Here is a 22,317-nt window from a genome sequence, read left to right as displayed (position 1 = left end):
TTCTGCAACAAACAAGCGCATATTCTGCCGTTTATCTGCTCGATTTCAAAAACTAAAGTACTACCCATGGCAGCACGGCGCTGCCACCCGTTTCTATCTTGTGCTTTTTTCAAAGGAAATCGACATGCTTCGCACCACCTTGCTTTCGCTCACCCTGGCCCTGTCGGCCGGCCTGTCCCACGCCCAGGCGCCCGCCCCGCTGCAGATGAAGGTCTACCAGGCCGACGAACACAGCTTTGCCGTGACCTCCACCCTGATCACCGGCGCCAAGGAGGCCGTGGTCGTGGACAGCGGCTTCACCCGCGCCGACGGCCTGCGCATTGCCGCCAATGTGCTGGACAGCGGCAAGCAGCTGACCACCATCCTCATCAGCAATGCCGACCCCGACTACTACTTCGGCGCCGAAGTGCTCAAGAGCCTGTTCCCGCAGGCCAAGGTGGTGGCCACGCCGGCCGTGCGCGAGAAGATCGAGTCCAAGCTGCAGGGCAAGCTGGCCTTCTGGGGCCCCAAGATGGGCGCCAACGCCCCCAGCCATCCCGTGCTGCCCGAGGCCCTGCAAGGCAATACGGTGATGGTGGACGGCCAGGCGCTGGAGCTGCGCGGCACCACCGGCCCGCTGGCCCACCGCCCCTATGTCTGGGTGCCTGCGCTGCAGGCCATCGTCGGCAACGTGGGCGTGTTCGGCAACCTGCATGTCTGGACGGCGGACACGCAAAAGAGCGCCGAGCGCAAGGCCTGGCTGGCGCAGCTGGACGAGATGCAGGCCCTCAAGCCCGCTGTCGTCGTGCCCGGCCACATGCAGGCCGGCACAGCCATGGACGCCAGCGCCATCGCCTATACACGCGACTATCTCCAGCGTTTCGAGGCCGCCGCCGCCAAGGCCGGCAACAGCGCCGAGCTGATCGGTGCCATGAAGCAGGCCTACCCGCAGGCCGGCATGGCGCTGTCGCTGGACATCGGCGCCAAGGTGAACAAGGGCGAGATGCCCTGGTAAGCATGCACTTTCGCAAAAATCCTCATGGAACCTGCATGCTGCGCCCTTGATCCAACCAGCTGCCGCCCTCATTCGTCGTGGCGGCAGGAGGTGCAGCCATGAAATACATGAAGCATTGGCAGGACCCGCTCAACGTCCTGCTGGGAGTCTGGTTGGCAGTCTCGCCCTGGGTGCTGGGGTTCCAGGACCAGATGGCGCCCACGGCCAACGGCGTGGTCATCGGACTGGCGCTGATTGCCGCTGCGCTGGGAGCCATCTTCATGCCCCGCGCGTGGGAGGAATGGACCGAAGGCCTGCTGGGTCTGTGGATGGTGATCTCGCCCTGGGTGCTGGGCTTTGCCGGCCAGATGGACGCCATGCGCAATGCCGTGGTGTCGGGCATCGTGGTGCTGGTGCTCGCGCTGTGGGTGCTGATGACCGACAAGGACTATATGGACTGGCGCAGTCACTCCGCCCACTGAGGCGCTGATGCGCAGCGGCCCGCAGGCGGCAATGCCCTGCGGGCCGCTGTTTTTTTTGCCGCCGTGCCCCTCAAGAACCGCCCAAGGACCGCCCAAGGCCGCTCAGACCACGACGGGCTCGGGCTCCAGGCGGATGCCGAATCGCTCGTAGACGCTGGTCTGTATCGCTCCGGCCAGCGTCATGACCTCGCCGCCCGTGACGCTGCTGTCCACGCTGTGCCGGTCGCCCCGGTTGACCAGCACCAGGGCCTGCTTGTCATACACCCCGGCGCGGCCCATGGACTTGCCCTTCCAGCCGCAGGCATCGATCAGCCAGCCGGCGGCCAGCTTGATGGAGCCGTCGTCCATGGGGTAGTGCACGATGCGGGGCTCGCGCGCAATGATGTCGGCGCATTGCTCGGGCGTCACCGTCGGGTTCTTGAAGAAGCTGCCCGCGTTGCCGATGTGCTCCGGATCGGGCAGCTTGGCGCGGCGGATCTCGCACACCCAGTCGAAGATCTGGCGGGCCGTGGGCTCGGCCACGCCCGCCTCGGCCTGGCGGCGCTGCAGGTCCAGGTAGCCCAGGCCGGGCTTCCAGTCCTTGGGCAGGGCCAGGCGCACGCGCGTGATCACGGCGCGCCCCTTCAGGCCCATGCCGCGCGGCGGCACGCCGCTCATGCGCGCACGCGCCACGGGCGTGGGCTCGGCCGGCGCATGCTTGAACACCGAGTCGCGGTAGCCGAAGGCGCATTGCGCGGCATCCAGCGTGAAGGACTCCCCCGTGGCCAGGTCGATGGCATCCAGCGACTCGAACCGGTCCTGCAGCTCCAATCCGTAGGCGCCGATGTTCTGCACCGGCGACGCGCCCACGGTGCCGGGAATCAGCGCCATGTTCTCCAGGCCGCCATAGCCCTGCGACAGGGTCCAGGCCACCAGGTCGTGCCAGCGCTCGCCGGCACCGGCCTCGACGATCCAGTGGCGATCGGTCTCGCGCAGCAGGCGCATGCCCGCTATCTCCATCTTGAGGACCACGGGATCGACGTCGCCCGTGATCACCACATTGCTGCCGCCGCCCAGCACGAACACGGGCTGGCGGCCCCACAGCGGATCGGCCAGGAAATGGCGCACGTCCTCGTCGCTGCGCACGCGCACCAGGGTGTGGGCACGGGCGGCGATGCCGAAGCTGTTGCAATGCTGCAGCGGAACATTTTTCTCGACTAACATCGACCGGATTGTCGCACCGCCTCCCTGCGCCGCCGGCCCCGCGCCCGCATCGCCCGGCCGCGCGCTGCGGTACTTTTTCAGAACATTTACAGGAAATATTTGCCATGCCTTCTTTTGACACCGTGTGCGAAGCCGACTTCGTCGAAGTGAAGAACGCCGTGGAGAACACCGCCAAGGAAATCGGCACACGCTTCGACTTCAAGGGCACCTCGGCCGCCATCGAGCTCAAGGACAAGGAAATCACGCTGTTCGGCGATGCCGACTTCCAGCTGCAGCAGGTCGAGGACATCCTGCGCAACAAGCTGACCAAGCGCAGCGTGGACGTGCGCTTCCTGGACATCCAGAAGGCCCAGAAGATCGGCGGCGACAAGCTCAAGCAGACCATCAAGGTCAAGAACGGCATCGAGGCCGAGCTGGGCAAGAAGCTGCAAAAGCTGATCAAGGACAGCAAGCTCAAGGTGCAGGCCGCCATCCAGGGCGACGCCGTGCGCGTCACCGGCGCCAAGCGCGACGACCTGCAGGCCGCCATGGCCCTGATCCGCAAGGACCTGGCCGACCATCCCCTGTCCTTCAACAACTTCCGCGACTGATCGCCTGGCACCCGCCTCTGCGCCACAAGCCACCCCATGCGCCACCTACGTGCCGTACTTCTGAGCCTGGCCGCAGCGGCCGCGCTGGCTCCACCATCGGCGACGGCGCAGTCCGTGGCGCTCAGCGGCGTGCTGGGCAGCAAGGCCTTGCTGGTCATAGACGGCGGCACGCCGCGCGCGCTGGCGGCGGGCGAAAGCCTGCAGGACGTGCGCGTGCTGCAGGTATCGGGTGACACGGCCGAGGTGGAAATCAAGGGCCGCCGCCAGACATTGCGCCTGGGCGAGGCGCCCATCAGCCTGGGCGGCCGGGGCGCGGCGGCGGGCGATCCCGCGCTCGGCCGGCGCGTGGTGCTCAAGGCCGACAACCGGGGGCACTTCATCGAACGCGGCCAGATCAATGGCAAGACCATGGTCTACATGGTGGACACGGGCGCCAGCTCGGTCGCCATCGGCCGGTCCGACGCCGAACGCATGGGCCTGCCCTTTCTCAAGGGCCAGCCGGTGATGATGCGCACCGCCAACGGCGATGCCCAGGGCTGGCGCCTGCGGCTGGATTCGGTGCGCGTGGGCGATGTCGAGGTCTTCGGTGTGGACGCCGTGGTCGCCCCTCTTCCCATGCCCTATGTGCTGCTGGGCAACAGCTTTCTTGCCCACGTCCAGATGACCCGCCAGGGCAGCGAGATGGTGCTGGAGCGGCGCTGATGCGGCCTGCATGCGCCCCGCTTCCCGCACCCCGCCAACGATGAGCCGACGCCCCGACGATTCCTACGAAGACCTGCTGGGCCTGTGGTCCGACCTGGAGGCCGCACTGTCCGTGCTGCTGTCCGCGCCGCTGCAGGTGCAGGGCTTCCTGGTCAAGCTGCAGCAGATCGACCTGTGGCTGCAGGAGCTGATCGCCCACGACAGCGATGCCGCGCTGTACCTGATGTTCCAGCGCGCCTGCTCGTCCACCGTGGGCTACAGCGCCTCCCATGCCCTGGTCTGCGCCTGCCTGTGCCATGTGCTGGCGCGCGAGCTGCGCCTGGACGAGTCCGAACACCGCACCCTGGTGTATGGCGCACTGACCATGAACATCGGCATGAACGCGCTGCAGGACGAACTGGCGCTGCAGCGCGAGCCGCTGACCCCCGCCCAGCAGCAGGCCGTGCAGCGCCACCCGCTGCACAGCCAGGCCCTGCTGGCGCGGCTGTTCGTCAACGATGCGCTGTGGCTGGAGCTGGTGGGCCACCACCACGAGGCCGTGCCGCAGCAGCCGCTGTCCACGCTGGCGCCCGTGCAGCGGCTGGTCCGCATCCTGGGCACGGTGGACCGCTACGCCGCCCTGATCAGCCCGCGCAAGTCACGCGAAGGCCGCAGCGCCGCCGAGTCGCTGCGCGCGCTCACCCAGCAGCAGCGCTACTCCGACGAGGTGGGCTTCGCGCTGGTGCGCGCCGTGGGCCTGTGCCCGCCGGGCACCTATGTGCGGCTGGACAACGGTGACATCGCCGTGGTGCTGCGCCGTGGCGAGCCGCCGCAGCCGCCGCTGGTGGCCAGCGTGATCGGCGCCGACGGCGCCAGCCTCTACCCGCCCGTCATCCATGAAGGCGAGGACGGCCCCCGCATCCGCTCGGCACTGGCGCGCGCCGCCATCACGCTGGAGCTGGACCCGCGCACGCTGGCCCAGCTGGGCGTGCTGGCCGCACGCGGCAGCCAGTCGCTGTACCGCATGGTGCAGATGCCCGGGCCTGTCTGACCGATCTGGCGCCTGAAGCGCGCGACACCGGCGCCGCGGCCCGTGTCAGGTCCGCGCGCCAGCCCACAGGCCCGCATGGTGGCCACGCGTGAAGGCCTCCTCCAGTACCGAGTAGCCGGCCCAGTCGGAATGTGCGAACCACAGGCGGCGCGTGCCCGGCGTGGGCAGCAGGGCCACGCGCTCGCCGGCGCACAGCGCGCTGCGGCCCCGGTGCAGCGACTGCAGCGCCACCTGGCTGAGCAGCTGCTGGTCACCGGGCCGGGGTATGGCCATGGCGTGGCCGTAGCGCGTGATCTCCATGCGCGTGGCCTTGTGCAGCAGGTCGGGATGGGGAACGAGCAGGCTGCCGACGATGCGGTCGCGCCAGAAGCCGAAGGGCTGGCCCAGCAGTTGGGCGCGCCCGTCAGGCCAGTCGCCCAGCGCCTGGTAGTAGCTGAGCACCGTGGGCCGGGGCGTGAGCCGGTCCAGGCCCTGGTGGCCCGCGTCCACATAGCCCAGGCCGCCCGCATTCGGATCGGCAAACAGCACGTTGTCCCAGGCCGGATCGGCGCCGGGCCGGTCGGCCAGCGGCCGCTGCAGATGGATGTTGGCCACCAGCCAGGGCGCCCAGTCCAGCCGGCCCGCCACCGCGCGCAGGAAGTCCGGCGCATCGCGCACCACGCGTGCCGCGATGAAGCTGGGCAGGGCCACCACGCAGCGCGCGGCCAGCCAGCGCTCGTGCTGCTGGCGGCCGTGGTGGTAGACGTCGATCTCCACACCGTCGGCACCTTCGGCGATGGATAGCACGCTGCAATCCGTCTGCAGGTCGGTGGAGCCCAGCCCGGCCACCAGTTGCTGCGACAGCCAGCCATTGCCCTGGGGCCAGGTCAGCACGGCATCACCCGCGTCTTCGGGCGTGCGCTCATCCTGGCGGCGCGGGGCCGAGAAGCCGTGGCGGCTGGCGAAATAGTGCAGGCCCGCCCAGGCCGACACCCGCGCCAGGCCCGCGCCGAAATCGTCGCGGCAGCAGTACTCCAGATACCAGATCAGCTGCGCATCATCGATGCCCTGCTGGACCAGCCAGGCCTGCATGGTCTGGCCGTCCAGCGCGGCATGGGCGGCGGGCAGCCGGCCCTGGCGCTGCCAGACACGGATGGACGGCATGGCAAAGGGCGCCCTGTCCATCTCCTGGGCCACACTGCGCGCAAAGAGTTCGTACTGCTCCAGCGTGCGCGGCGCCACGCCATCGACGGGCAGCAGGCCCTCATGCCAGGCGCCCTGCCAGAACAGGCGCTCCTGCGGGCTGTGGCACAGATGGCGCTCGTCGTACTGCCAGCGGCCTGCGCGGCGCTGGCGCAGGCCCAGGGCCTCCAGCCAGTCCTGCACCTCGGCCGCATCGTCGCCAGGCAAGGGCAGATAGTGGGCGCCCAAAGGACAGGCCAGCCCGGACATGCTGCCGCCCTGGCTGTTTCCGCCCATGGCCGGCTGCGTGTCCAGCAGTGCCACACCCTGCACCCCCGACAGCTCCAGCGCCCGCGCAGCCGCCAGGCCCGCCATGCCGCCACCGGCAATCACCACGTTGGCGCGGTGCACCACGGCCGGCGCCGGCAGCGCCAGGCCCTGGCCCAATCGCTGCCAGAACGCGCGCAAGGCATGGCCACGCTCCAGCGCCACGCCGCTGAAGCCACCAGGCAGGTCTTCCAGACGAGGCGGCGTTGGCGTGCAGCCGACCAGGCCTGCGGCCGCACCGCCGGCCAGGCCCTGCAGCCATTGGCGCCGGCTCCACAAAGACGGGCGGTCGGGGCTCAACGCTCCACCCTGCCCCATTCGCGTTCGTAGGTATTGACCAGCACCTGGTTGGACAGGCGGTTGACCTCGGCCGGCACACGCGCCATGTCCAGCGGAAAGTCGAACATCAGCGCCATGGTCTGCGCGCTCAGAAAGCGCAGGCCCGCAGGCAGCGCATCGGGCTCGCGCCAGGGCCGGTGGCTGGCGATGACGAAGCCCCACTCGCCAAAGCTGGGCACATGGGCGTGGTAGGGCGTGGCCTGCAGGCCGATGGATTCGATGGTCTGCACCACGGTCCAGTAGCTCTTGCGCGCGATCAGGGGCGACGTGGTCTGCACCACGGCGTAGCCGCTGGCGGCCAGGCGCTTGTCCAGCAAGGCATAGAAGCTGTTGGTGAACAGCTTGCCGATGGCGAAATTGGTCGGGTCGGGGAAATCGACGATGACCACGTCGAAGGTGTCTCCGCCCTGCTGCAGCCAGTGGAAGGCATCGGTGTTGACGATGCGCACGCGCGCATCGCTGAGCGCATCGCCGTTGAGCCGGCGCAGCATGGCGTTGTCCTTGAACAGGTCGGTCATGGCCGGGTCCAGCTCCACCAGGGTGACCGACTCCACCGAGGGGTACTTGAGCACCTCGCGCACAGCCATGCCGTCGCCGCCGCCCAGCACGGCCACGCGCTTGGGCGCGCCATGCGCGGCCATCACGGGGTGGACAAGGGCTTCGTGGTAGCGGTACTCGTCGCCTTGCGCGAACTGCAGGTTGCCATTGAGGTACAGCCGCGCGCCCTGGCGTCCCTGCGTCACCACGATGCGCTGGTAGGGCGAGCTGCTGGAGAGCACGATGCGGTCCTGGTAGAAATGGTCGTCGGCCAGGCGCGTCAGATGGTCGGCTCCCCAGATGCCCGTGCCCAGCAGGGCCAGCACGGCCGCGCAGGCCAGGGCATGGGCGCGCGGGCGCCGCAGTTCATGGCGAAACAGCAGCAGCGCCCAGACCGCCACCGCCGCGTTCATGAAGCCGAACAGCAGCCCCGTACGCACCAGGCCCAGCTTGGGCACCAGCAGCAGCGGAAATGCCAGCGACACGGCCAACGCCCCCAGGTAGTCGAAGGTCAGCACCTGGGACACCAGGTCCTTGAGCGTCACATTGCGCTTGAGGATGCGCATCACCAGCGGAATCTCCAGCCCCACCAGCGTTCCCACCACCAGCACCATGCCGTACAGCAGGAACCGGAACGCGCCGGGCGCGTAGGCATTGGCAATGAACAGCGTGGCCGGCAACGCACCGCCGACCAGGGCCACCATCAGCTCGATGCGCAGAAAGTGCGCAGGCAGGTGGTCCTCGAAATAGCGCGACAGCCAGGAGCCTATGCCCATGGCGAACAGGTAGCTGCCGATGATGGTGGAGAACTGCAGGACGGAATCGCCCAGCAGATAGGAAGCCAGCGCGCCCGCAGCCAACTCATAGAGCAGGCCGCAGGCCGCGATCACGAAGACGCTGACCAGCAGGGCGATGTCGATGGGGCGCGCCGGCTGCGCGCCGGCAAGAGAGGCTGAGGTTTGCACGGCCGGTATTGTGCGCGATGCGCCCCCCGTGTGCGCGAGAGGCGCCGTGCAACGGGAGAAGGCGCCGCGCGCCTCCTGGGGGTTCCGTCAGAACTGGTAGTTGGCGCTGACCAGCACGCTGCGCGGTGCGCCCGGCATGGAGCCGGAGCGCCAGTACTGCTTGTCGAACAGGTTGGACAGGGCCACGGTCACGGTCCAGGCGTCCTGGCGCCAGCCCACCAGCGCATCCCAGCGCGAGTAGCCGGGCAGGATGGCCGTGTTGGCGGCGTTGGTGAAGCGGCTGCCCGTGTAGGTCACGCCGACTTCGCCGTACCAGGGTCCCTTGGGCGCATAGCGCAGGAACAGGTTGCCGTTGCGCTTGGCCGTGTCACGCAGGTACAGGCCCACGTTGGCGGGGTTTTGCGCGTCTTCAGCCACCTTGGCCTGCATGAAGGCCACGCCGCCGCGCACATACCAGGAGCCGGCCACGCGGCCGGCCGCGCTGAACTCGATGCCGCGCGAACGGTCCTTGCCCCGGATGGCCCAGATGTAGGGATCATTCTCGGGATCGGGGCGGTAGCGGATGTTGTACTTCTCCAGCTGGTAGACGGAGACCTGGGTGGACAGCGCACCGCCCAGCCAGTCGCTCTTGACGCCGACCTCGGACTGGCGCGAGTACTGGGGCTCGTCGTCCGGCACCGCGCCCACGGCGGTTTCCACGGTCAGGATGCCGCGCCCGCCATAGGGCGAGTAGCTCTTGTTCCAGGACGCATAGAAGCTGTGCTCGCGCACCGGCTGCCACACCACGCCCACGCGCGGGCTGAAGCCGTTGCCGTCGGTCTTGCGCGTGAGGTTGGCGATCTTGTTGGTGCTCTGGAAGTCATAGCTGTCGTAGCGCAGGCCCAGCAGCAGCTTCCACTGCTCGGTCAGGCTGACCAGGTCCTGCATGTACAGCGCCTGGCCTTTGCCCTTGTGATAGTTGTCCTGGGTCGGCTTGCCCTGCGCCGGACGGCTGGGCCAGACGATGGGCTGCAACGGGTCATAGGCGAAGGTGCTGCCGGGCTGGCCGACGCGTGGCGCGCGCTCTTCCTCGCCGGCCTCCAGGCCCACCAGCAGATCGTGCCGGATGCTGCCCGTGCTGAACTTGCCCGTCAGGTCCAGCGTGTTGGACAGCGTGGTGTTGCGGGTCTGCTGCCAGGCGTAGTTGGGCGTGATCTTGCCGGTCGCGGCACGGTAGGTGCCGGCGAAGTAGTGGTCGAAATCCTGGCTGGCCTCGCGCTTGCTGGCCACCCAGCGCAGACTCCAGCGGTTGTTGAAGTCGTAGGACAGGTCGGAGCGCAGCACGCGCAGGCGGTCTTCCACATAGTCGCCCGGCGCCGCAAAGCCCTTGCGGATGGAGACACCGGCCGGCAGCTGGTCGTAGACCGGGCCGCGATCGGGCACGCGCCAGACGTTGTCATAGGTGTACTGGCCGGTCCAGCGCCAGCCCGTGCGCGAGTCCACCAGGATGCTGGGCGAGACCATCTCGTTGCGGTTGCGTATGCCTTCGCGGAAGCTGTGGGCCTGCTCGCGGTCGGCCGTCAGTCGCACGGCCACGTTCTCGTTGAGCACGCGGTTGATGTCGATGGTGCCGCCCACGTTGTCCCAGGAGCCGCCGCGCAGCGTGATGCTGCTCTTGGCATCGAAACGCGCCTGCTTGCTCACCATGTTGACCACGCCGCCGCCTGCGCTGCGGCCATAGAGCACCGAGGCCGGGCCCTTGAGGATCTCGATGCGTTCCACATTGGCGGTGCTGCGGCGCACCTGGCCGCTCTCGCGCACGCCGTCGCGGTAGATGTCGCTCTCGTCGGCCTTGAAGCCTCGGATGTACACGCCTTCGCCGCGCATGTCGTAGCTGGTGTTCACGCCGGGAACGCCGTCCAGCATGGTGGCCAGGTCGTTGATGCCGTAGCTCTTGTACTTGTTGACCTCCAGCGTGTCGATGGTCTGCGGGATGTCCTTGGGCGCCAGGTAGGTCTTGGTCGCCGTGGTCACGCCTTCGGGCCGCACGTCGTCAGGGTCGTACTGGGAGGCGTTGACCTGCAGCGTGGGCAGGGTGTGGGCCTGTTGAGGCTGCGTCTGCGTCTGTGCCTGGGCCGGATCGGCTGGGGCGGCCTCCTGGGCATGGACCGCGCCTGCCAGCGCGGTGGTGATGATGCCAGCGGTCACACCCACTGAAAGCCTTGCCCTGCGGGCAGCTTGATGGTCTGTCATGGAAACCCTCTCTTCGAATGAAGGGGGCGATTTTATTTAGAATGCAAACGAATATCATTTGCAAACTCACTATCGACAAGGAATTTGTTGCGACGCAGCAACGCCGCCATGCGCAGCGCAGCCGCACCTTTTCAGGCGGGCTGCGTGTCGGCAGGAGATGGGGAATGCGGGGGCCAGGCGGCCCCGTTCAGTGGATGGCGGCAGCGACGATGATGCTGATTCCCAGGCACATGGCGGCCACCACCATGGCCAGCGCCTTGTTGTGCTTCTCGACGATCTCGGCCCACATGTCCACGGGTGTGATCTTGTCGATGATGAAGAAGCACAGCCAGAACACCACCACGCCCACCAGCGCATAGAGGATCGAGCCGAAGAAGGCGGCGGGGTTGAGCCAGTCGAAGTTCATGATCAGTTTCTCCGTTGTTTACTTGTGGCTGCCGCCCGAGGTGTAGCCACCCCAGGAGCCGCCGCTGCTGCGGGTGTAGCTGTTGCAGTTGGCGTCGGTATTGGGGTCGCAGTTGGGGCGCGATGCGCAGCCGCGCAAGGTGACGAACACCAGCCAGAGGATGAGCAGCCCGATGATGATGGTCCACAGCCCGAAGCGGCTGCCCGACATCACACCGACCTGCGAGCGGTCACGCAACTGCTTGAGGCCGAAGGCCATTGCCAGCGTGGTGGCCGAGACGGCGCTGCCATGCGACCAGGTGGTCTCGCCGCTCTCGGTCTCGCTGGCCAGGAAGGCCTTGTTCTGCGCGCCTGCGCTCACATAGTCCACATTGCGCGTGGTCTGGCCGCGCTGCACGGGCCAGTAGAACTCGCCCAGGGCGTAGGTGGTCTCGGCCGTGTAGCGCGATTCAAGCTGGTACTGCCGGCCCATGTACTTGGCCGTGCTGCGGTTCTTGGAGAGCTTGGGCACGCCCGTGGTCACGCGGGCCATGCTCCAGCCATCGGAGGAATCGACCAGGAATGCGAAGCCGGCCTTCTGGTTGAACAGCAGGTACTCCTCCCAGCCAAAGCTCTCGTCGTCGCCAGGCTCCTGGCCCATGCGGTGCTGAAAGCCCACCACCTGCCATTGCTGGCCTTCCAGCACACCCTTGCTGCCCAGCGGGATGGCCGGGCGCACGGGCTCGTTCTGTTCCGCATAGGCCAATTCCTTGCCAATGCCCTGGCTCAGGTCCACCAGCGATCCGCAGCTGGGGCAGCTCAGGCTCTTGGTGGTGGAAAAGCGCACGGGCACCACGGCGCCGCACTTGGGGCAGTTGAAGTGCCGGCCCTGCTCACCCTTGAGCGAGGCGCCGTCGCGCAGCCCCTGCATCCTGAGGTCGTCCAGCACCACGCGCTCGCCCAGGCTCAGCGCGGGCGGCTGGACGGAGAAGTCCACGGACAGCACCTGGCCCTGCTCGCTGCGCAGCTCCACCAGCCGGTACGGTGTGCCGGGCTCGGGCAGCTGCGCCAGCTCGCCCTGGGCCGATACCAGCCGCGCGTTCTGCACGCTGCTGACCGTGAAGCTCTTGCCGCCCAGCACACGCTGCGAACCCAGCAGCCAGTCGGAGGCCTTGAACGGCCCGTTACGCAGGGCCTCGGCCTCCCAGGGCCAGGACCAGACGAACTGGCCGTTGTCCTCGCTCAGGAAGCCCAGCGCGCCATCGCTGAACGCGGCCACCCATTCGCTCCAGGCGCCCGCCTCGCTCTTGAGCTGCAGCCGCCCGACCAGGGTGAAGTGCTCGGGCTTGCCGTTGCGCAGCATCTGGCCCGTGGCGCCGATGCGCAGGGGGCTGTAGTCCTCGAAGACCTCGGCCATGGAGCCACGGCGCTGCAGCACATCGCCCTGGCGCACCACGGTGCTGCGGCAGAACTCGCAGACGGCATAGCTGGCCTGGGCGCTGGCAAATTCCACGGGCGCGCCGCAGCCGGGGCATGGTGCGCGGTACACGCGCTGCGATGGACTGGATGCCATGTGTGAAGGTCGTCAGTGAAGAGAGGGCCTGGAGCGTGACCGGCCGGCCACGCCCCGCACGCAAGCTGCGCCCGTGGTGCGCGGCGCGGCGACGACGGTCAATGCGGCTTGCCTTTGGCCGTGCCGGGCTTGGCCGCGGCGGCTGCCGGGTCGGCCTTCTTGCTGCCCAGCCTGGATTCCTTGCCGGCCATCAGGCGCTGGATGTTCTCGCGGTGGCGCCAGATCAGCAGGGCCGCCATGGCGACGATGGCGGCGGCAATCGGTGTCTCGGCATACCAGACCACGCCGCTGCACAGCAGGTAGTAGACGGGAGCGAACACGGAGGCCACCAGGGCCGCCAGCGAGGAATAGCGGAAGAACACGGCAATGATCAGCCAGGTCAGCGCCACCGCCAGGCCCAGCCAGACGCTGATGCCCAGCAACACGCCCAGGGCCGTGGCCACGCCCTTGCCGCCCTTGAAGCGGAAGAACACCGGGTACAGGTGGCCCAGGAAGGCAGCCAGCGCCACCATGGCCACCGTGCCATCTCCCATGCCGAAGCGGCTGCCGAACCATTGCACCAGGGCCACGGGCAGCCAGCCCTTGGCGGCGTCCAGCAGCAGGGTGACGGCCGCTGCCGCCTTGCTGCCGGAGCGCAGCACATTGGTGGCGCCGGGGTTGCCGCTGCCATAGGTGCGCGGATCATTCAGGCCCATGGCCCGGCTGACGATGACGGCGAACGACAGCGAGCCGATCAGGTAGGCCGCCACGGTGGCGAGAAGGGGGTAGAGCGCGTTCAATTGAAGTCCTTGGCCGGTCTGTGGAGCGCCGGCGCGCGATCCGGCCGGCCATGATGGCCCGCCCTCCCTGATCGCCGACACATGTTTTTCATCAGGACCTGCGCGAACCCGGTGGAGACGGTGGCCGCCTTCCCGTGTGCGCAAGTCGTGTTCATTTCTTCAGGGCATCTATTCTGCCAGCGCGCAGTGCACGGGCCGTGCATCCAGCAGCCGCACGCAGACCTGCGGGTCCAGCTGCACCAGAAAGCCCCGGCGCCCGCCGTTGATGGCGATGCGCGGCAGCGCCAGGATGCTCTCTTCGATATAGACCGGCATGTCGCGGCGCGTGCCGAAGGGCGAGGTGCCGCCGACCAGGTAGCCGCTGTGGCGGTTGGCGACTTCGGGCTTGCAGGGCTCCACGCTCTTGGCCCCGATCTGCCGCGCCAGGTTCTTGGTGGAGACCTTGCAGTCGCCATGCATGAGCACGATCAGCGGCCTGGCGTCCTGATCCTGCATCACCAGGGTCTTGACCACCATGTGCTCGTCCAGGCCCAGGCTGGCCGCGCTGTGCTCGGTGCCGCCGTGTTCCAGGTACTCATAGGGGTGCTCGGTGAACTCCACCTTGTGGGCGCGCAGCAGTTGGGTGGCCGGTGTCTCGCTGACATGAGAGTTTTTCTTGGACATGAATTTTTTATCGTTTTACAATAATTTTTTATCGATTCATCAATACAAGGCTGTGCCATGAACTATACGCCCCACGCCGCGGGCAACGCCCTGAGGCGCCACTCCCAGGCGGCGCGCATCCTGATTGCCCTCGGTGCAGTCGTGCTGCTGGCCCTGCCGGCAGCCGCCCTGCTGTCGCCGCAAGATCTTTCGGGCCAGGCGCAAGGCCTGCTGGGCATGCCGCCCGGCCAGCCGCTGGACATGGCTGCGCGCTGGCGCACCGCACTGGTCAGCCTGCTGCCCGTGGGCTGCGGCCTGTATGCGCTGCGCCAGCTGTGGACACTGTTCGGCGAGTACCTGCAGGGCCGTGTCTTCGGCCAGCAGGCGCAGCACGCCCTGATGCGCTTTGCCTGGACGGTGCTGGCGGGCGCGCTGGCCCTGCCCTTCACGCGCGCGCTGATGTCGGTGGCGGCCAGCATGGGCAATCCGCCAGGGCAGCGCTTCGTCACGCTGGGCCTGTACTGGCACGATGGCCTGCTGGTCCTGCTCGGCGTGGTGCTGGTCTCCATCGCCCATGTGATGCTGCAGGCGCGGCGCATCGCCGACGAGAACGCGGGATTCGTATGAGCGGCGTTCCCATCACGATCCACCTCATGGTGCTCCCCGGCCAGCGCCCGCTCTCGCTGCACCTGTACGAGGCCGCATTGGTGCTGCTGGGCCTATTCCTGCTGACCCTGGTGATCTTCCTTCGCGACGCCAACCGATTCCGGGATGGCGACTGAACCATGCCCATCCTCGTCCACCTCGATGTGATGCTGGCGCGCCGCAAGATGCGCTCGCGCGAACTGGCCGAGATGGTCGGCATCACCGAACAGAATATTTCCCTGCTCAAGAGCGGCAAGGTGCGCGGCGTGCGCTTCGACACGCTGGAGCGCATCTGCGAGGCACTGCAGTGCCAGCCCGGCGACCTGCTGGAATGGGTGGCAGGGCCCGAGGCTTGAGCAGCGGACGGCTGCGGCTGATCGCGGGCCTGCTGCTGTCGCTGCTGCTTCATGGGGCGCTGCTGTGGCAGGGTCTGGCCCCGGACAATGCGCGGCCCGGCACCGGGCAGGCCGAGGCCCACCGCCTTCAGGTGGTCTGGGTCGAGACGCCGACGCCGGCCCCCTCTCCTGCTCCAGCGGTTGCCCGGCCCGGACCGGCACCCGCGCCCAATCCCTCGCCCAGGCCCAAGCCTACGCGACGGCCGGACACCGCCGCCGTCGCACCGCCTTCAAGGCAAGGCGCAGGGACTGCAAAGGCCACGGAGCAGGCCGCGACAGCCGCCGCACCGCAAGCGCCTGTCCCCGCCGACACCGAAACCGTTCCGGACACCGCGCGCAGCGCCAGGGCCATGGGCCGCCTGCTGGACTCGGCCGCAGGCCGCGAGGCCGTGCAGTCGGCGGCCCGGCAGGGCCTGGTCAGGCCCCAGATCCATGCGCAGCGCGAGGACCCGCTGGCCACCGGCATGCGCGAGGCCGCCCAGGGCGACTGCATGAAGGGCGAGTTCAAGGGCGGCGGCATGGGCCTGCTGAGCCTGCCCATGCTGGCGGCCGCTGCGCTCAAGGGCGAGTGCAGCCGCTGAAGGCGCAGGGCCTAGGCCTATTGCGCAGGGCCGAGGCCTATTGCGCAGGGTCGCGCACTTCCCAGCGGATGGCGTCGATGGCCGACAGCAGTTCGGGCGACAGTTGCGTGCCCCAGGCGTTCAGGTCCTCATCGAGCTGGGCCACCGAGGTCACGCCGATGATGGTGCTGGCCACCTGCCACTTGGTGTAGCAAAACGCCAGCGCCAGCTGCGTGGGCGTCATGCCATGCTCGCGCGCCAGCGCGTTGTAGCGGCGCGCGGCGGCCAGGGCTTCGGGCCGGCCCCAGCGCTGCTTGCGCACGGACTCGTAGCGCGCAATGCGTGCGGCCTGCGGCGCAGCGGGATCGGTGGGAGCATGCACGTCGAACTTGCCCGTGAGCAGGCCGAAGGCCAGCGGCGAATAGGCCAGCAGCGAGACACCCAGGCGGTGGCAGCTTTCATCCATGCCGTTTTCCCAGCTGCGGTTGAGCAGGCAGTAGGCGTTCTGCACCGAGGCCACGCGCGGCAGGCCGTGCTGCTCGGCCAGGCGCACGAATTCGTGCACGCCCCAGGGCGTTTCGTTGGACAGGCCGATGTGGCGCACCTTGCCTTCCCGGACCAGGCGGCCCAGCGCCTCAAGCTGCTCGTGGATGCCGGTCTGCGAGCTTTCCTTGGCCGGGTCGTAGTACAGCTGGCCGAAGGCCGGCACGTTGCGCTCGGGCCAGTGGATCTGGTAGAGGTCGATCACGTCCGTGCCCAGGCGGCGCAGGCTGCCTTCGCAGGAGGCGGCGATGTCGGCCGCCGTCATGCCCTTGCCCTCGCGCACCCAGGGCATGCCCCGCGAAGGACCGGCCACCTTGGTGGCCAGCACGACCCTGGCGCGCGCGCCAGGGCGCTGGGCGAACCAGCGGCCGATGATGGTTTCGGTGGCGCCGCAGGTTTCGGCGCGTGCGGGCACGGCATACATCTCGGCCGTGTCGAAGAAGTCCACGCCGCGCTCCAGCGCGCGGTCCATGATGGCAAAGGCCTCGGCCTCGCCGACCTGCTCGCCGAACGTCATGGTGCCCAGGCAGATGGGGCTGACTTGCAATGCGCTTTGACCGAGCGCCACCGGTTGCATCGAGGGGGAATTCATGGGCACCGAGTGTAGGGCCGCCCGTGTTTACCCTGACGACAGCGCGCCCACCCGGCCAGGGCCGGGCGGGCGCGCTGCGTCCGTCGGGATCAGGCGCCCTGCGGTGCCTCGGCCTGCAGCACGCCGCGGTTGATCTGGTCGCGCTCCATGGACTCGAACAGGGCCTTGAAATTGCCTTCGCCGAAGCCCTCGCGGTAGTTGCCCTTGCGCTCGATGAACTCGAAGAACACGGGGCCCAGCATGGGCTGGGAGAAGATCTGCAGCAGCAGGCGCGGCTGGCCGCCCTCGGTCGTGCCGTCCAGCAGGATGCCGCGTGCCTGCAGCTCGCCCACGGGCTGGCCGTGGCCGGGCAGGCGGCCTTCCAGGTTCTGGTAGTAGATGTCGTTGGGCGCGGTCAGCAGCGGAATGCCGGCCATCTGCAGCTGGTCGATGGAGTCCAGCAGGTTGTCCGTCAGCAGCGCGATGTGCTGGATGCCCTCGCCGTTGAACTGCATGAGGAATTCCTCGATCTGGCCGCCGCCCTGGCGCGATTCCTCGTTCAGCGGGATGCGGATCAGGCCGTCGGGCGCCGTCATGGCCTTGGAGGCCAGGCCGGTGTATTCGCCCGAGATGTCGAAGTAGCGGATCTCACGGAAATTGAACAGCTTGCTGTAGAAGTCCGCCCAGTAGGTCATGCGGCCGCGGTAGACGTTGTGCGTCAGGTGGTCCACCACCTGGAAGCCGTGGCCCTTGGGGTTGCGGTCCACGCCGGGCAGGAACTCGAAGTCGATGTCATAGATGGACTTGCCTTCGTCGAAGCGGTCGATCAGGTACAGCGGCGCGCCGCCGATGCCCTTGATGGCCGGCAGGCGCAGCTCCATGGGACCCGTGGGGATCTCCACCGGCTGCGCGCCCAGCTCCAGCGCGCGCTTGTAGGCCTGGTGCGCATCCTTGACGCGGAAGGCCAGGCCGCAGGCCGAGGCGCCGTGCTCGGCAGCGAAATAGGCGGCCTGCCCCGGCTCATTGTTGATGATGAAGTTGATGCCTCCCTGGCGGTACAGCAGCACGTTCTTGGAACGGTGCCTGGCCACCAGCGTGAAGCCCAGCTTCTCGAACAGCGGCTCCAGCACGCCGGGCGTGGGCGATGCGAATTCCACGAATTCGAAGCCCATCAGGCCCATCGGGTTGTCGAACAGGTCTGCCATGGTTGGTTCTCCTTGAAGGTTTCAACGGGGGATGTGCGCGGGTTCCAGTACGGATTCCAGCACAGGCGTGGGACGTTGGCGGAACACGAGGCGATAGGCCCCGTAGACCACCAGGACCCAGATCGGAATGGCCAGCGCGGAGGACCGCACCGACGGTGTCAGCAGCATCACGCCCACCACCAGGGCCATGGCGGCCAGGCAGATGGCATTGGTCAGCGGCGCGGCCGGTGCGGGAAAGCCCAGCACGGTCCCGCGTGCCGCATGGGCCCGGCGAAAGCGCCAGTGCGCCACGATGATGATGGTCCAGGTAATCACCAGCGCCGCCACGATCAGCGACATCAGCAACTCCAGCACGCCGGCCGGCGCCACATAGTTCAGCACGATGGCCAGCGCCGTGAAGATGGCCGGATAGACGATGGCCCGCACCGGCACGCCGCGGCGGTTGACCTGCATCAGCGAGCGCGGCGCATTGCCTTCGTTGGCCATGCCGTACAGCAGGCGGCTGTTGCTGTAGACCATGCTGTTGTAGACCGACAGCGTGGCCGTGAGGATCACGAAGTTCAGCAGGTGGGCGGCCACGTTCTCGCCCAGGCCCGAGAACACCAGCACGAAGGGACTGCTGCTGTAGGTGTCGCCGCCGGCCTTGAGCTGGCCCAGCAGGTCGGTCCAGGGCATCAGCGACATCAGCACGGCCATGGAGCCGATGTAGAACACCAGCACGCGGTAGATGAGCTGGTTCACGGCCTTGGGGATGACGGTGCGCGGCTGGTCGGTCTCGGCCGCCGCGAAGCCCAGCATCTCCACGCCGCCGAAGGCGAACATGATGAAGGCGAAGGCCATCACCAGGCCTGAGAAGCCGTTGGGGAAGAAGCCGCCGTGCGTCCACAGGTTGCGCACGGTCTGCTCGGGCCGGTCGGCGCTGAACAGCAAATACAGGCCTGCGCCGATCATGGCCATCACGGCCACGATCTTGATCAGCGCGAACCAGAACTCGAACTCGCCATAGGCCTTGACGTTGATGAAGTTCACGCCGTTGATCAGCACGAAGAACACCGCCGCCGTCACCCAGGTGGGTATGCCGGGCCACCAGAACTGGATGAACTTGCCTGCGGCCGTCAGCTCCAGCATGCCCACGAGCACATACAGCGCCACACAGTTCCAGCCCGCCAGAAAGCCCGCGAAGCGGCCCAGGTAGCGGTTGGCGAAATAGCTGAACGAGCCCGCGTTGGGCTCCTCGACCAGCATCTCGCCCAGGAAACGCATGATGAAAAAGATGATCAGCCCGCCAATGGCGTAGCCGAGCAGCACGGACGGGCCGGCCAGCTCGATGATGCCGGCCGAGCCCAGGAACAGGCCCGTGCCGATGGTGCCGCCCAGCGCGATGAGCTGGATATGGCGGTTCTTGAGCCTGCGCTCCAGATGGCCCTGCGAAGAAGAACTGTGCATCAAGGGGGTGCTCCGGCTCTCAGCAAGGCGCGCGGCGGCGCAGGGGTTGGAACACTTCGGTGGTCTTCACGGCAATGTCTCCTCGTGGGGTGCCTGTTGGAATGCGGGGCGTTGTGCGCCCCTTGTTGATGGGTATCAACTATAAAAAACAATAAATTATTATTTCTTGTAATTTATCCCTATGGACAAGCCCAAAAAGAAGGAGTAGCAAAGGCCATCGACGCATTGCCGCCCGCCATGCCGCACTCCGGCAACGGTTGAACGCCCGCAACAAACAAAAACAATCTACTATTATTTTTTTGCCCTCTGGAGCCCAGAACATGACGACGTCCGCCACGCAGCGGCGCGCACGCACGCCGCAGACCGAGCGTGTGGAGACAACGCAACGCAAGATCATCGACTCCGCCCTGGCGCTGCTGCGCGAGGGCGGCTTCAAGAGCGCCACGCTGCAGGCCATCGCGCGCGGCGCCGATGTGTCGCTGGGCGCGCTGCAGCACCACTTCGAGAGCCGCGATGCGTTGATGGAGCGGCTGGTCATCGAGGTCATGGAGCCGCTGAGCGACCAGGGCACGGTCTGGCCCGACAAGGCCCTGCCCCTGCGCGAGCGTGCCGAGGCCTTCGTCACCCTGGCCTGGGACAACATCTTCGGCGCGGCCAACTACCAGGCGGCCTGGAGCATGTTCTTCGGCTGCAAGGCCTCCCCCTCGCTATTCGACCGCGTGGACGCGCGCCGGGTACATGTGGACAGCGTGTTCTACACCCGCTTCCTGGACGTCTTCCCCGAGATCGCGGCCCACCATCCCCGCCCCCAGGGCTTTGCGGCCATGGCCTTCGCCATCCTGCGCGGCACCGGCGTGCTGGAGCTGTTCGAGGTGGGCGAGCAGGAACGCCAGGGCAGCCTCGATGCGCTGGTCGAGGCCATCGTCCAGGCAGGCACCCCTCAGGCCGGCGGCGGCGCCGCCGCCTGAACCTCGGTCAGTCCCCAGACCCTGCGCAGCTGCGACAGCGTGGCCACCAGGGCCGGGTCGTGCTCGGCCTCGCGCGGGTGGATGAAGCCCAGCTGCGCCGACACGCGCGCATGCGGCCAGATGGCCACGCAGCCATGCTCGGCCGCGGCCAGGGCGCGGTCCTCGCGCAGCAGCGCCAGGCCCAGGCCGGCGCGCACCAGGCTCTCGGGCGCGGCGGCGGCATCGCTTTCCACGATCTGATTGGGGCTCAGCCCCTGGCGGGCGAACAGCGCCAGCAGCAGGGCCTGCTCATGGTGCTGCGCTGGCGCGCCGATCCAGGGCAGTTGCGCCAGGTCCTTCCAGCCCGATTGCAGGACGCGCTCGCGCAGCGCGGGCGGCGCCGCCACGCGGTAGTGCAGTGTCTGCAGCACCAGCGCGCCCAGGTCGCGCGGCATGTGGGCGCCGATGTAGAACGCGCCCTGCAGGCCGCCGGCCGCGACCTGCGCGCGCAGCTCCTCGGCCCAGCCATGGCGTGTCTTGATGTCCAGCAGCGGCAGCGCCTCCACCAGGCCATGCAGCAGCGAGCCCAGGCGCAGCGCCTCGGGGTCGGCCACCGTGCCCAGCAGCAGCTGGCCGGTGACCTCGCCCTGCAGCTCGCGGGCCTGGCCCTGCAGCCGACCCGCTGCATCCAGCACCTGCCGGGCGGGCTCCATCAGGGCCTCGCCGGCCCGCGTGAGGCTGATGCGGCCCGGGCGCCGGTCGAACAGCGCCACGCCCAGCTCTTCCTCCAGCGCCTTGATCTGGGCCGTGATGGCGGGCTGCGTCAGATGCAGGGCCTCGGCCGTGCGCGTGACGCTGCCCAGCGTGGCCGCCGTGACGTAGGCGCGCAGCTGATACATCTCCATGGGCGGCCAGCCTAGCGCAGGCGCCAGGGCCTGCGGCCCGGGCAGGCCCGGGTGTCAGGGAACATCCCTAGCCGTCTCATCGTTCACTCATCGAGGTAGCGCAGCTGCGTGGGCTCGATGCCCAGGCGCACCGGCATGCCCATGGGGAACATGGCAATGCCCGCGTAGTGCGCCTGGTCGGCGACCACCGCCACCTCGCCCACGCGCACGCGGTAGCGCGAGAACTCGCCCAGGAATTCGGCGCTCTCGATCTGCCCTTCCACCCAGACGCGCGAGGCATCGCCCGCATCGTCGCGCACCGCAATCTGCACCTGGTGCGGCCGGAAGGCCAGCGCTGCGCGCCCCGGCACGGGCGGCTGGGCCGGGCGCGGCAGGGTCAGCGTGCCCAGGCCCGGCACCTTGAAGACCAGCGACTCGCCTATCGTTGGCAGCACCTCGCCCTCCAGCACATTGGCCGTGCCGACAAAGCCCGCCACGAAGCGGTTGGCCGGATAGTCGTACAGCCCCGCCGCCGAGCCCACCTGCTGCAGCACGCCCTTGTCGAGCACGGCCATGCGGTCGGCCGTGGTCATGGCCTCTTCCTGGTCGTGGGTGACGAAGATGGTGGTCAGGCCCAGCTTGCGCTGCAGGCTGCGCAGTTCCTCGCGCATCTGCACGCGCAGCTGCTTGTCGAGGTTGGACAGCGGCTCGTCCAGCAGCAGCAGCTTGGGCGCGATCACCACGGTGCGCGCCAGCGCCACGCGCTGCTGCTGCCCGCCCGACAGCTGGCCCGGGCGGCGCTGCGCGTACTGCGACAGGCCCACCAGCTCCAGCACCTCGCCAACCTTGCGGCGGATGGTGTCGCGGCTTTCGCGGCGCTCGACCAGGCCGAAGGCCACGTTGTCGTACACCGTCATGTGCGGCCACAGCGCGTAGTTCTGGAACACCATGCCGATGTTGCGCGCATGCGGCGGCACCCCCGTGATGTCCTGCCCGCCCACCAGCAGCTCGCCGCGCTGGTGCCGGTTGAAGCCCGCGATCAGCCGCAGCAGCGTGGACTTGCCCGAGCCCGAAGGCCCCAGCAGCGCGAAGAACTCGCCGGGCTCGATCTTGAGGTTGACGTCGCGCAGCACTTCGTTGCTGCCGTAGCTCAGGCTGATGTGCCTGCATTCGAGGGAGACAGGGTCCAGGTGCATGGCGGT

The 22,317-nt window shown here is 68.1% G+C and carries 23 protein-coding genes; 10 read left to right on the top strand and 13 right to left on the bottom strand.

The window, feature by feature from the left end; all coding sequences use genetic code 11:
- Positions 1–124: 124 nt before the first annotated feature.
- Together ACF8LI_RS08200 and ACF8LI_RS08195 are read left to right on the top strand one after the other, a co-directional pair.
- Positions 125–994, top strand: a complete 870-nt coding sequence (locus ACF8LI_RS08200; RefSeq protein ID WP_017407584.1) for an MBL fold metallo-hydrolase — start codon at positions 125–127, stop codon at positions 992–994.
- Positions 995–1,092: 98 nt separating this feature from the next.
- The gene (locus ACF8LI_RS08195) at positions 1,093–1,455 is read left to right on the top strand and encodes an SPW repeat protein (RefSeq protein WP_016451422.1); all 363 of its coding nucleotides are present in this window, start codon (positions 1,093–1,095) and stop codon (positions 1,453–1,455) included.
- 102 nt (positions 1,456–1,557) lie between these two features.
- Here the strand turns inward: ACF8LI_RS08195 and murB are convergent, their stop codons facing one another.
- Positions 1,558–2,658 carry a UDP-N-acetylmuramate dehydrogenase gene (murB, locus tag ACF8LI_RS08190; protein WP_016449248.1) on the bottom strand — a complete coding sequence of 367 codons (1,101 nt, stop codon included), beginning with the start codon at positions 2,656–2,658 and terminating at the stop codon, positions 1,558–1,560.
- A gap of 104 nt (positions 2,659–2,762) precedes the next feature.
- On the opposite strand from murB, the gene ACF8LI_RS08185 reads away from it, so the two are divergent.
- Genes ACF8LI_RS08185 through ACF8LI_RS08175 form a run of 3 tightly spaced genes read left to right on the top strand, consistent with a single transcriptional unit; the run spans position 2,763 to position 4,980 of the window.
- Positions 2,763–3,248 (top strand): YajQ family cyclic di-GMP-binding protein, encoded by a 486-nt coding sequence (locus tag ACF8LI_RS08185; RefSeq protein WP_012206580.1) that lies wholly within the window; start codon positions 2,763–2,765, stop codon positions 3,246–3,248.
- A 36-nt stretch (positions 3,249–3,284) separates the two neighbouring features.
- Positions 3,285–3,950 carry a TIGR02281 family clan AA aspartic protease gene (locus ACF8LI_RS08180; protein ID WP_016451421.1) on the top strand — a complete coding sequence of 222 codons (666 nt, stop codon included), beginning with the start codon at positions 3,285–3,287 and terminating at the stop codon, positions 3,948–3,950.
- Between the two features lie 40 nt (positions 3,951–3,990).
- Complete coding sequence (locus ACF8LI_RS08175) at positions 3,991–4,980, top strand: HD-GYP domain-containing protein (RefSeq protein WP_016451420.1); 990 nt, start codon at positions 3,991–3,993, stop codon at positions 4,978–4,980.
- Positions 4,981–5,025: 45 nt separating this feature from the next.
- Here the strand turns inward: ACF8LI_RS08175 and ACF8LI_RS08170 are convergent, their stop codons facing one another.
- The 7 genes from ACF8LI_RS08170 to ybaK form a co-directional block, all read right to left on the bottom strand.
- A complete protein-coding gene (locus tag ACF8LI_RS08170) occupies positions 5,026–6,786 on the bottom strand; it encodes an FAD-dependent oxidoreductase (RefSeq protein WP_392414489.1) in 1,761 nt (586 codons plus the stop codon).
- On the bottom strand, positions 6,765–8,309 hold the full coding sequence (locus tag ACF8LI_RS08165; RefSeq protein WP_016449244.1) for a polyamine aminopropyltransferase: 1,545 nt from the start codon (positions 8,307–8,309) through the stop codon (positions 6,765–6,767). The genes ACF8LI_RS08170 and ACF8LI_RS08165 overlap by 22 nt, the downstream gene beginning before the upstream one ends.
- An 87-nt stretch (positions 8,310–8,396) precedes the next feature.
- The gene (locus ACF8LI_RS08160; protein ID WP_392414488.1) at positions 8,397–10,541 is read right to left on the bottom strand and encodes a TonB-dependent receptor; all 2,145 of its coding nucleotides are present in this window, start codon (positions 10,539–10,541) and stop codon (positions 8,397–8,399) included.
- Positions 10,542–10,728: 187 nt separating this feature from the next.
- Positions 10,729–10,947, bottom strand: a complete 219-nt coding sequence (locus ACF8LI_RS08155; protein WP_016449242.1) for a DUF350 domain-containing protein — start codon at positions 10,945–10,947, stop codon at positions 10,729–10,731.
- An 18-nt stretch (positions 10,948–10,965) separates the two neighbouring features.
- Entirely contained in the window at positions 10,966–12,498 is a 1,533-nt protein-coding gene (locus ACF8LI_RS08150; protein WP_016449241.1) for a DUF4178 domain-containing protein, read from the bottom strand.
- Positions 12,499–12,596: 98 nt separating this feature from the next.
- The gene (plsY, locus tag ACF8LI_RS08145; protein ID WP_016451416.1) at positions 12,597–13,277 is read right to left on the bottom strand and encodes a glycerol-3-phosphate 1-O-acyltransferase PlsY; all 681 of its coding nucleotides are present in this window, start codon (positions 13,275–13,277) and stop codon (positions 12,597–12,599) included.
- A gap of 168 nt (positions 13,278–13,445) precedes the next feature.
- Entirely contained in the window at positions 13,446–13,940 is a 495-nt protein-coding gene (ybaK, locus tag ACF8LI_RS08140; protein ID WP_017404114.1) for a Cys-tRNA(Pro) deacylase, read from the bottom strand.
- Positions 13,941–13,997: 57 nt separating this feature from the next.
- Here ybaK and ACF8LI_RS08135 point away from each other — a divergent pair, with 57 nt between their 5' ends.
- Genes ACF8LI_RS08135 through ACF8LI_RS08120 form a run of 4 tightly spaced genes read left to right on the top strand, consistent with a single transcriptional unit; the run spans position 13,998 to position 15,540 of the window.
- Positions 13,998–14,546, top strand: coding sequence for a DUF2975 domain-containing protein (locus tag ACF8LI_RS08135; protein WP_043790115.1), 549 nt, complete (start codon positions 13,998–14,000; stop codon positions 14,544–14,546).
- Positions 14,543–14,701 (top strand): hypothetical protein, encoded by a 159-nt coding sequence (locus ACF8LI_RS08130; protein WP_016449238.1) that lies wholly within the window; start codon positions 14,543–14,545, stop codon positions 14,699–14,701. The genes ACF8LI_RS08135 and ACF8LI_RS08130 overlap by 4 nt, the downstream gene beginning before the upstream one ends.
- A gap of 3 nt (positions 14,702–14,704) precedes the next feature.
- A complete protein-coding gene (locus tag ACF8LI_RS08125; protein ID WP_392414487.1) occupies positions 14,705–14,920 on the top strand; it encodes a helix-turn-helix domain-containing protein in 216 nt (71 codons plus the stop codon).
- The gene (locus tag ACF8LI_RS08120) at positions 14,917–15,540 is read left to right on the top strand and encodes a hypothetical protein (RefSeq protein WP_392414486.1); all 624 of its coding nucleotides are present in this window, start codon (positions 14,917–14,919) and stop codon (positions 15,538–15,540) included. Before ACF8LI_RS08125 ends, ACF8LI_RS08120 begins: the two co-directional genes overlap by 4 nt.
- Positions 15,541–15,577: 37 nt before the next feature.
- On the opposite strand, the gene ACF8LI_RS08115 is transcribed toward ACF8LI_RS08120, so the two are convergent.
- From ACF8LI_RS08115 to ACF8LI_RS08105, 3 genes are all read right to left on the bottom strand, one after another.
- Positions 15,578–16,639, bottom strand: coding sequence for an aldo/keto reductase (locus ACF8LI_RS08115; protein ID WP_034347720.1), 1,062 nt, complete (start codon positions 16,637–16,639; stop codon positions 15,578–15,580).
- 104 nt (positions 16,640–16,743) lie between these two features.
- The gene (hppD, locus tag ACF8LI_RS08110; protein ID WP_016449235.1) at positions 16,744–17,838 is read right to left on the bottom strand and encodes a 4-hydroxyphenylpyruvate dioxygenase; all 1,095 of its coding nucleotides are present in this window, start codon (positions 17,836–17,838) and stop codon (positions 16,744–16,746) included.
- 21 nt (positions 17,839–17,859) lie between these two features.
- The gene (locus ACF8LI_RS08105) at positions 17,860–19,284 is read right to left on the bottom strand and encodes an amino acid permease (RefSeq protein ID WP_151019897.1); all 1,425 of its coding nucleotides are present in this window, start codon (positions 19,282–19,284) and stop codon (positions 17,860–17,862) included.
- Between the two features lie 320 nt (positions 19,285–19,604).
- Between ACF8LI_RS08105 and ACF8LI_RS08100 the strand changes: the two genes are divergently transcribed.
- On the top strand, positions 19,605–20,252 hold the full coding sequence (locus ACF8LI_RS08100) for a TetR/AcrR family transcriptional regulator (RefSeq protein ID WP_016449233.1): 648 nt from the start codon (positions 19,605–19,607) through the stop codon (positions 20,250–20,252).
- Here the strand turns inward: ACF8LI_RS08100 and ACF8LI_RS08095 are convergent.
- Positions 20,225–21,136 (bottom strand): LysR family transcriptional regulator, encoded by a 912-nt coding sequence (locus ACF8LI_RS08095; RefSeq protein ID WP_061287831.1) that lies wholly within the window; start codon positions 21,134–21,136, stop codon positions 20,225–20,227. The two genes, ACF8LI_RS08100 and ACF8LI_RS08095, sit on opposite strands and share 28 nt — an antisense overlap.
- Before the next feature lie 83 nt (positions 21,137–21,219).
- A complete protein-coding gene (locus ACF8LI_RS08090; RefSeq protein WP_012206598.1) occupies positions 21,220–22,311 on the bottom strand; it encodes an ABC transporter ATP-binding protein in 1,092 nt (363 codons plus the stop codon).
- Positions 22,312–22,317 lie beyond the last annotated feature (6 nt).

The sequence above is a fragment of the Delftia sp. WSY_12 genome, from assembly GCF_043104645.1.
In the GTDB taxonomy this organism is placed as follows: domain Bacteria; phylum Pseudomonadota; class Gammaproteobacteria; order Burkholderiales; family Burkholderiaceae_C; genus Comamonas; species Comamonas tsuruhatensis.
This window is presented reverse-complemented; position numbering and strand designations above follow the sequence as displayed.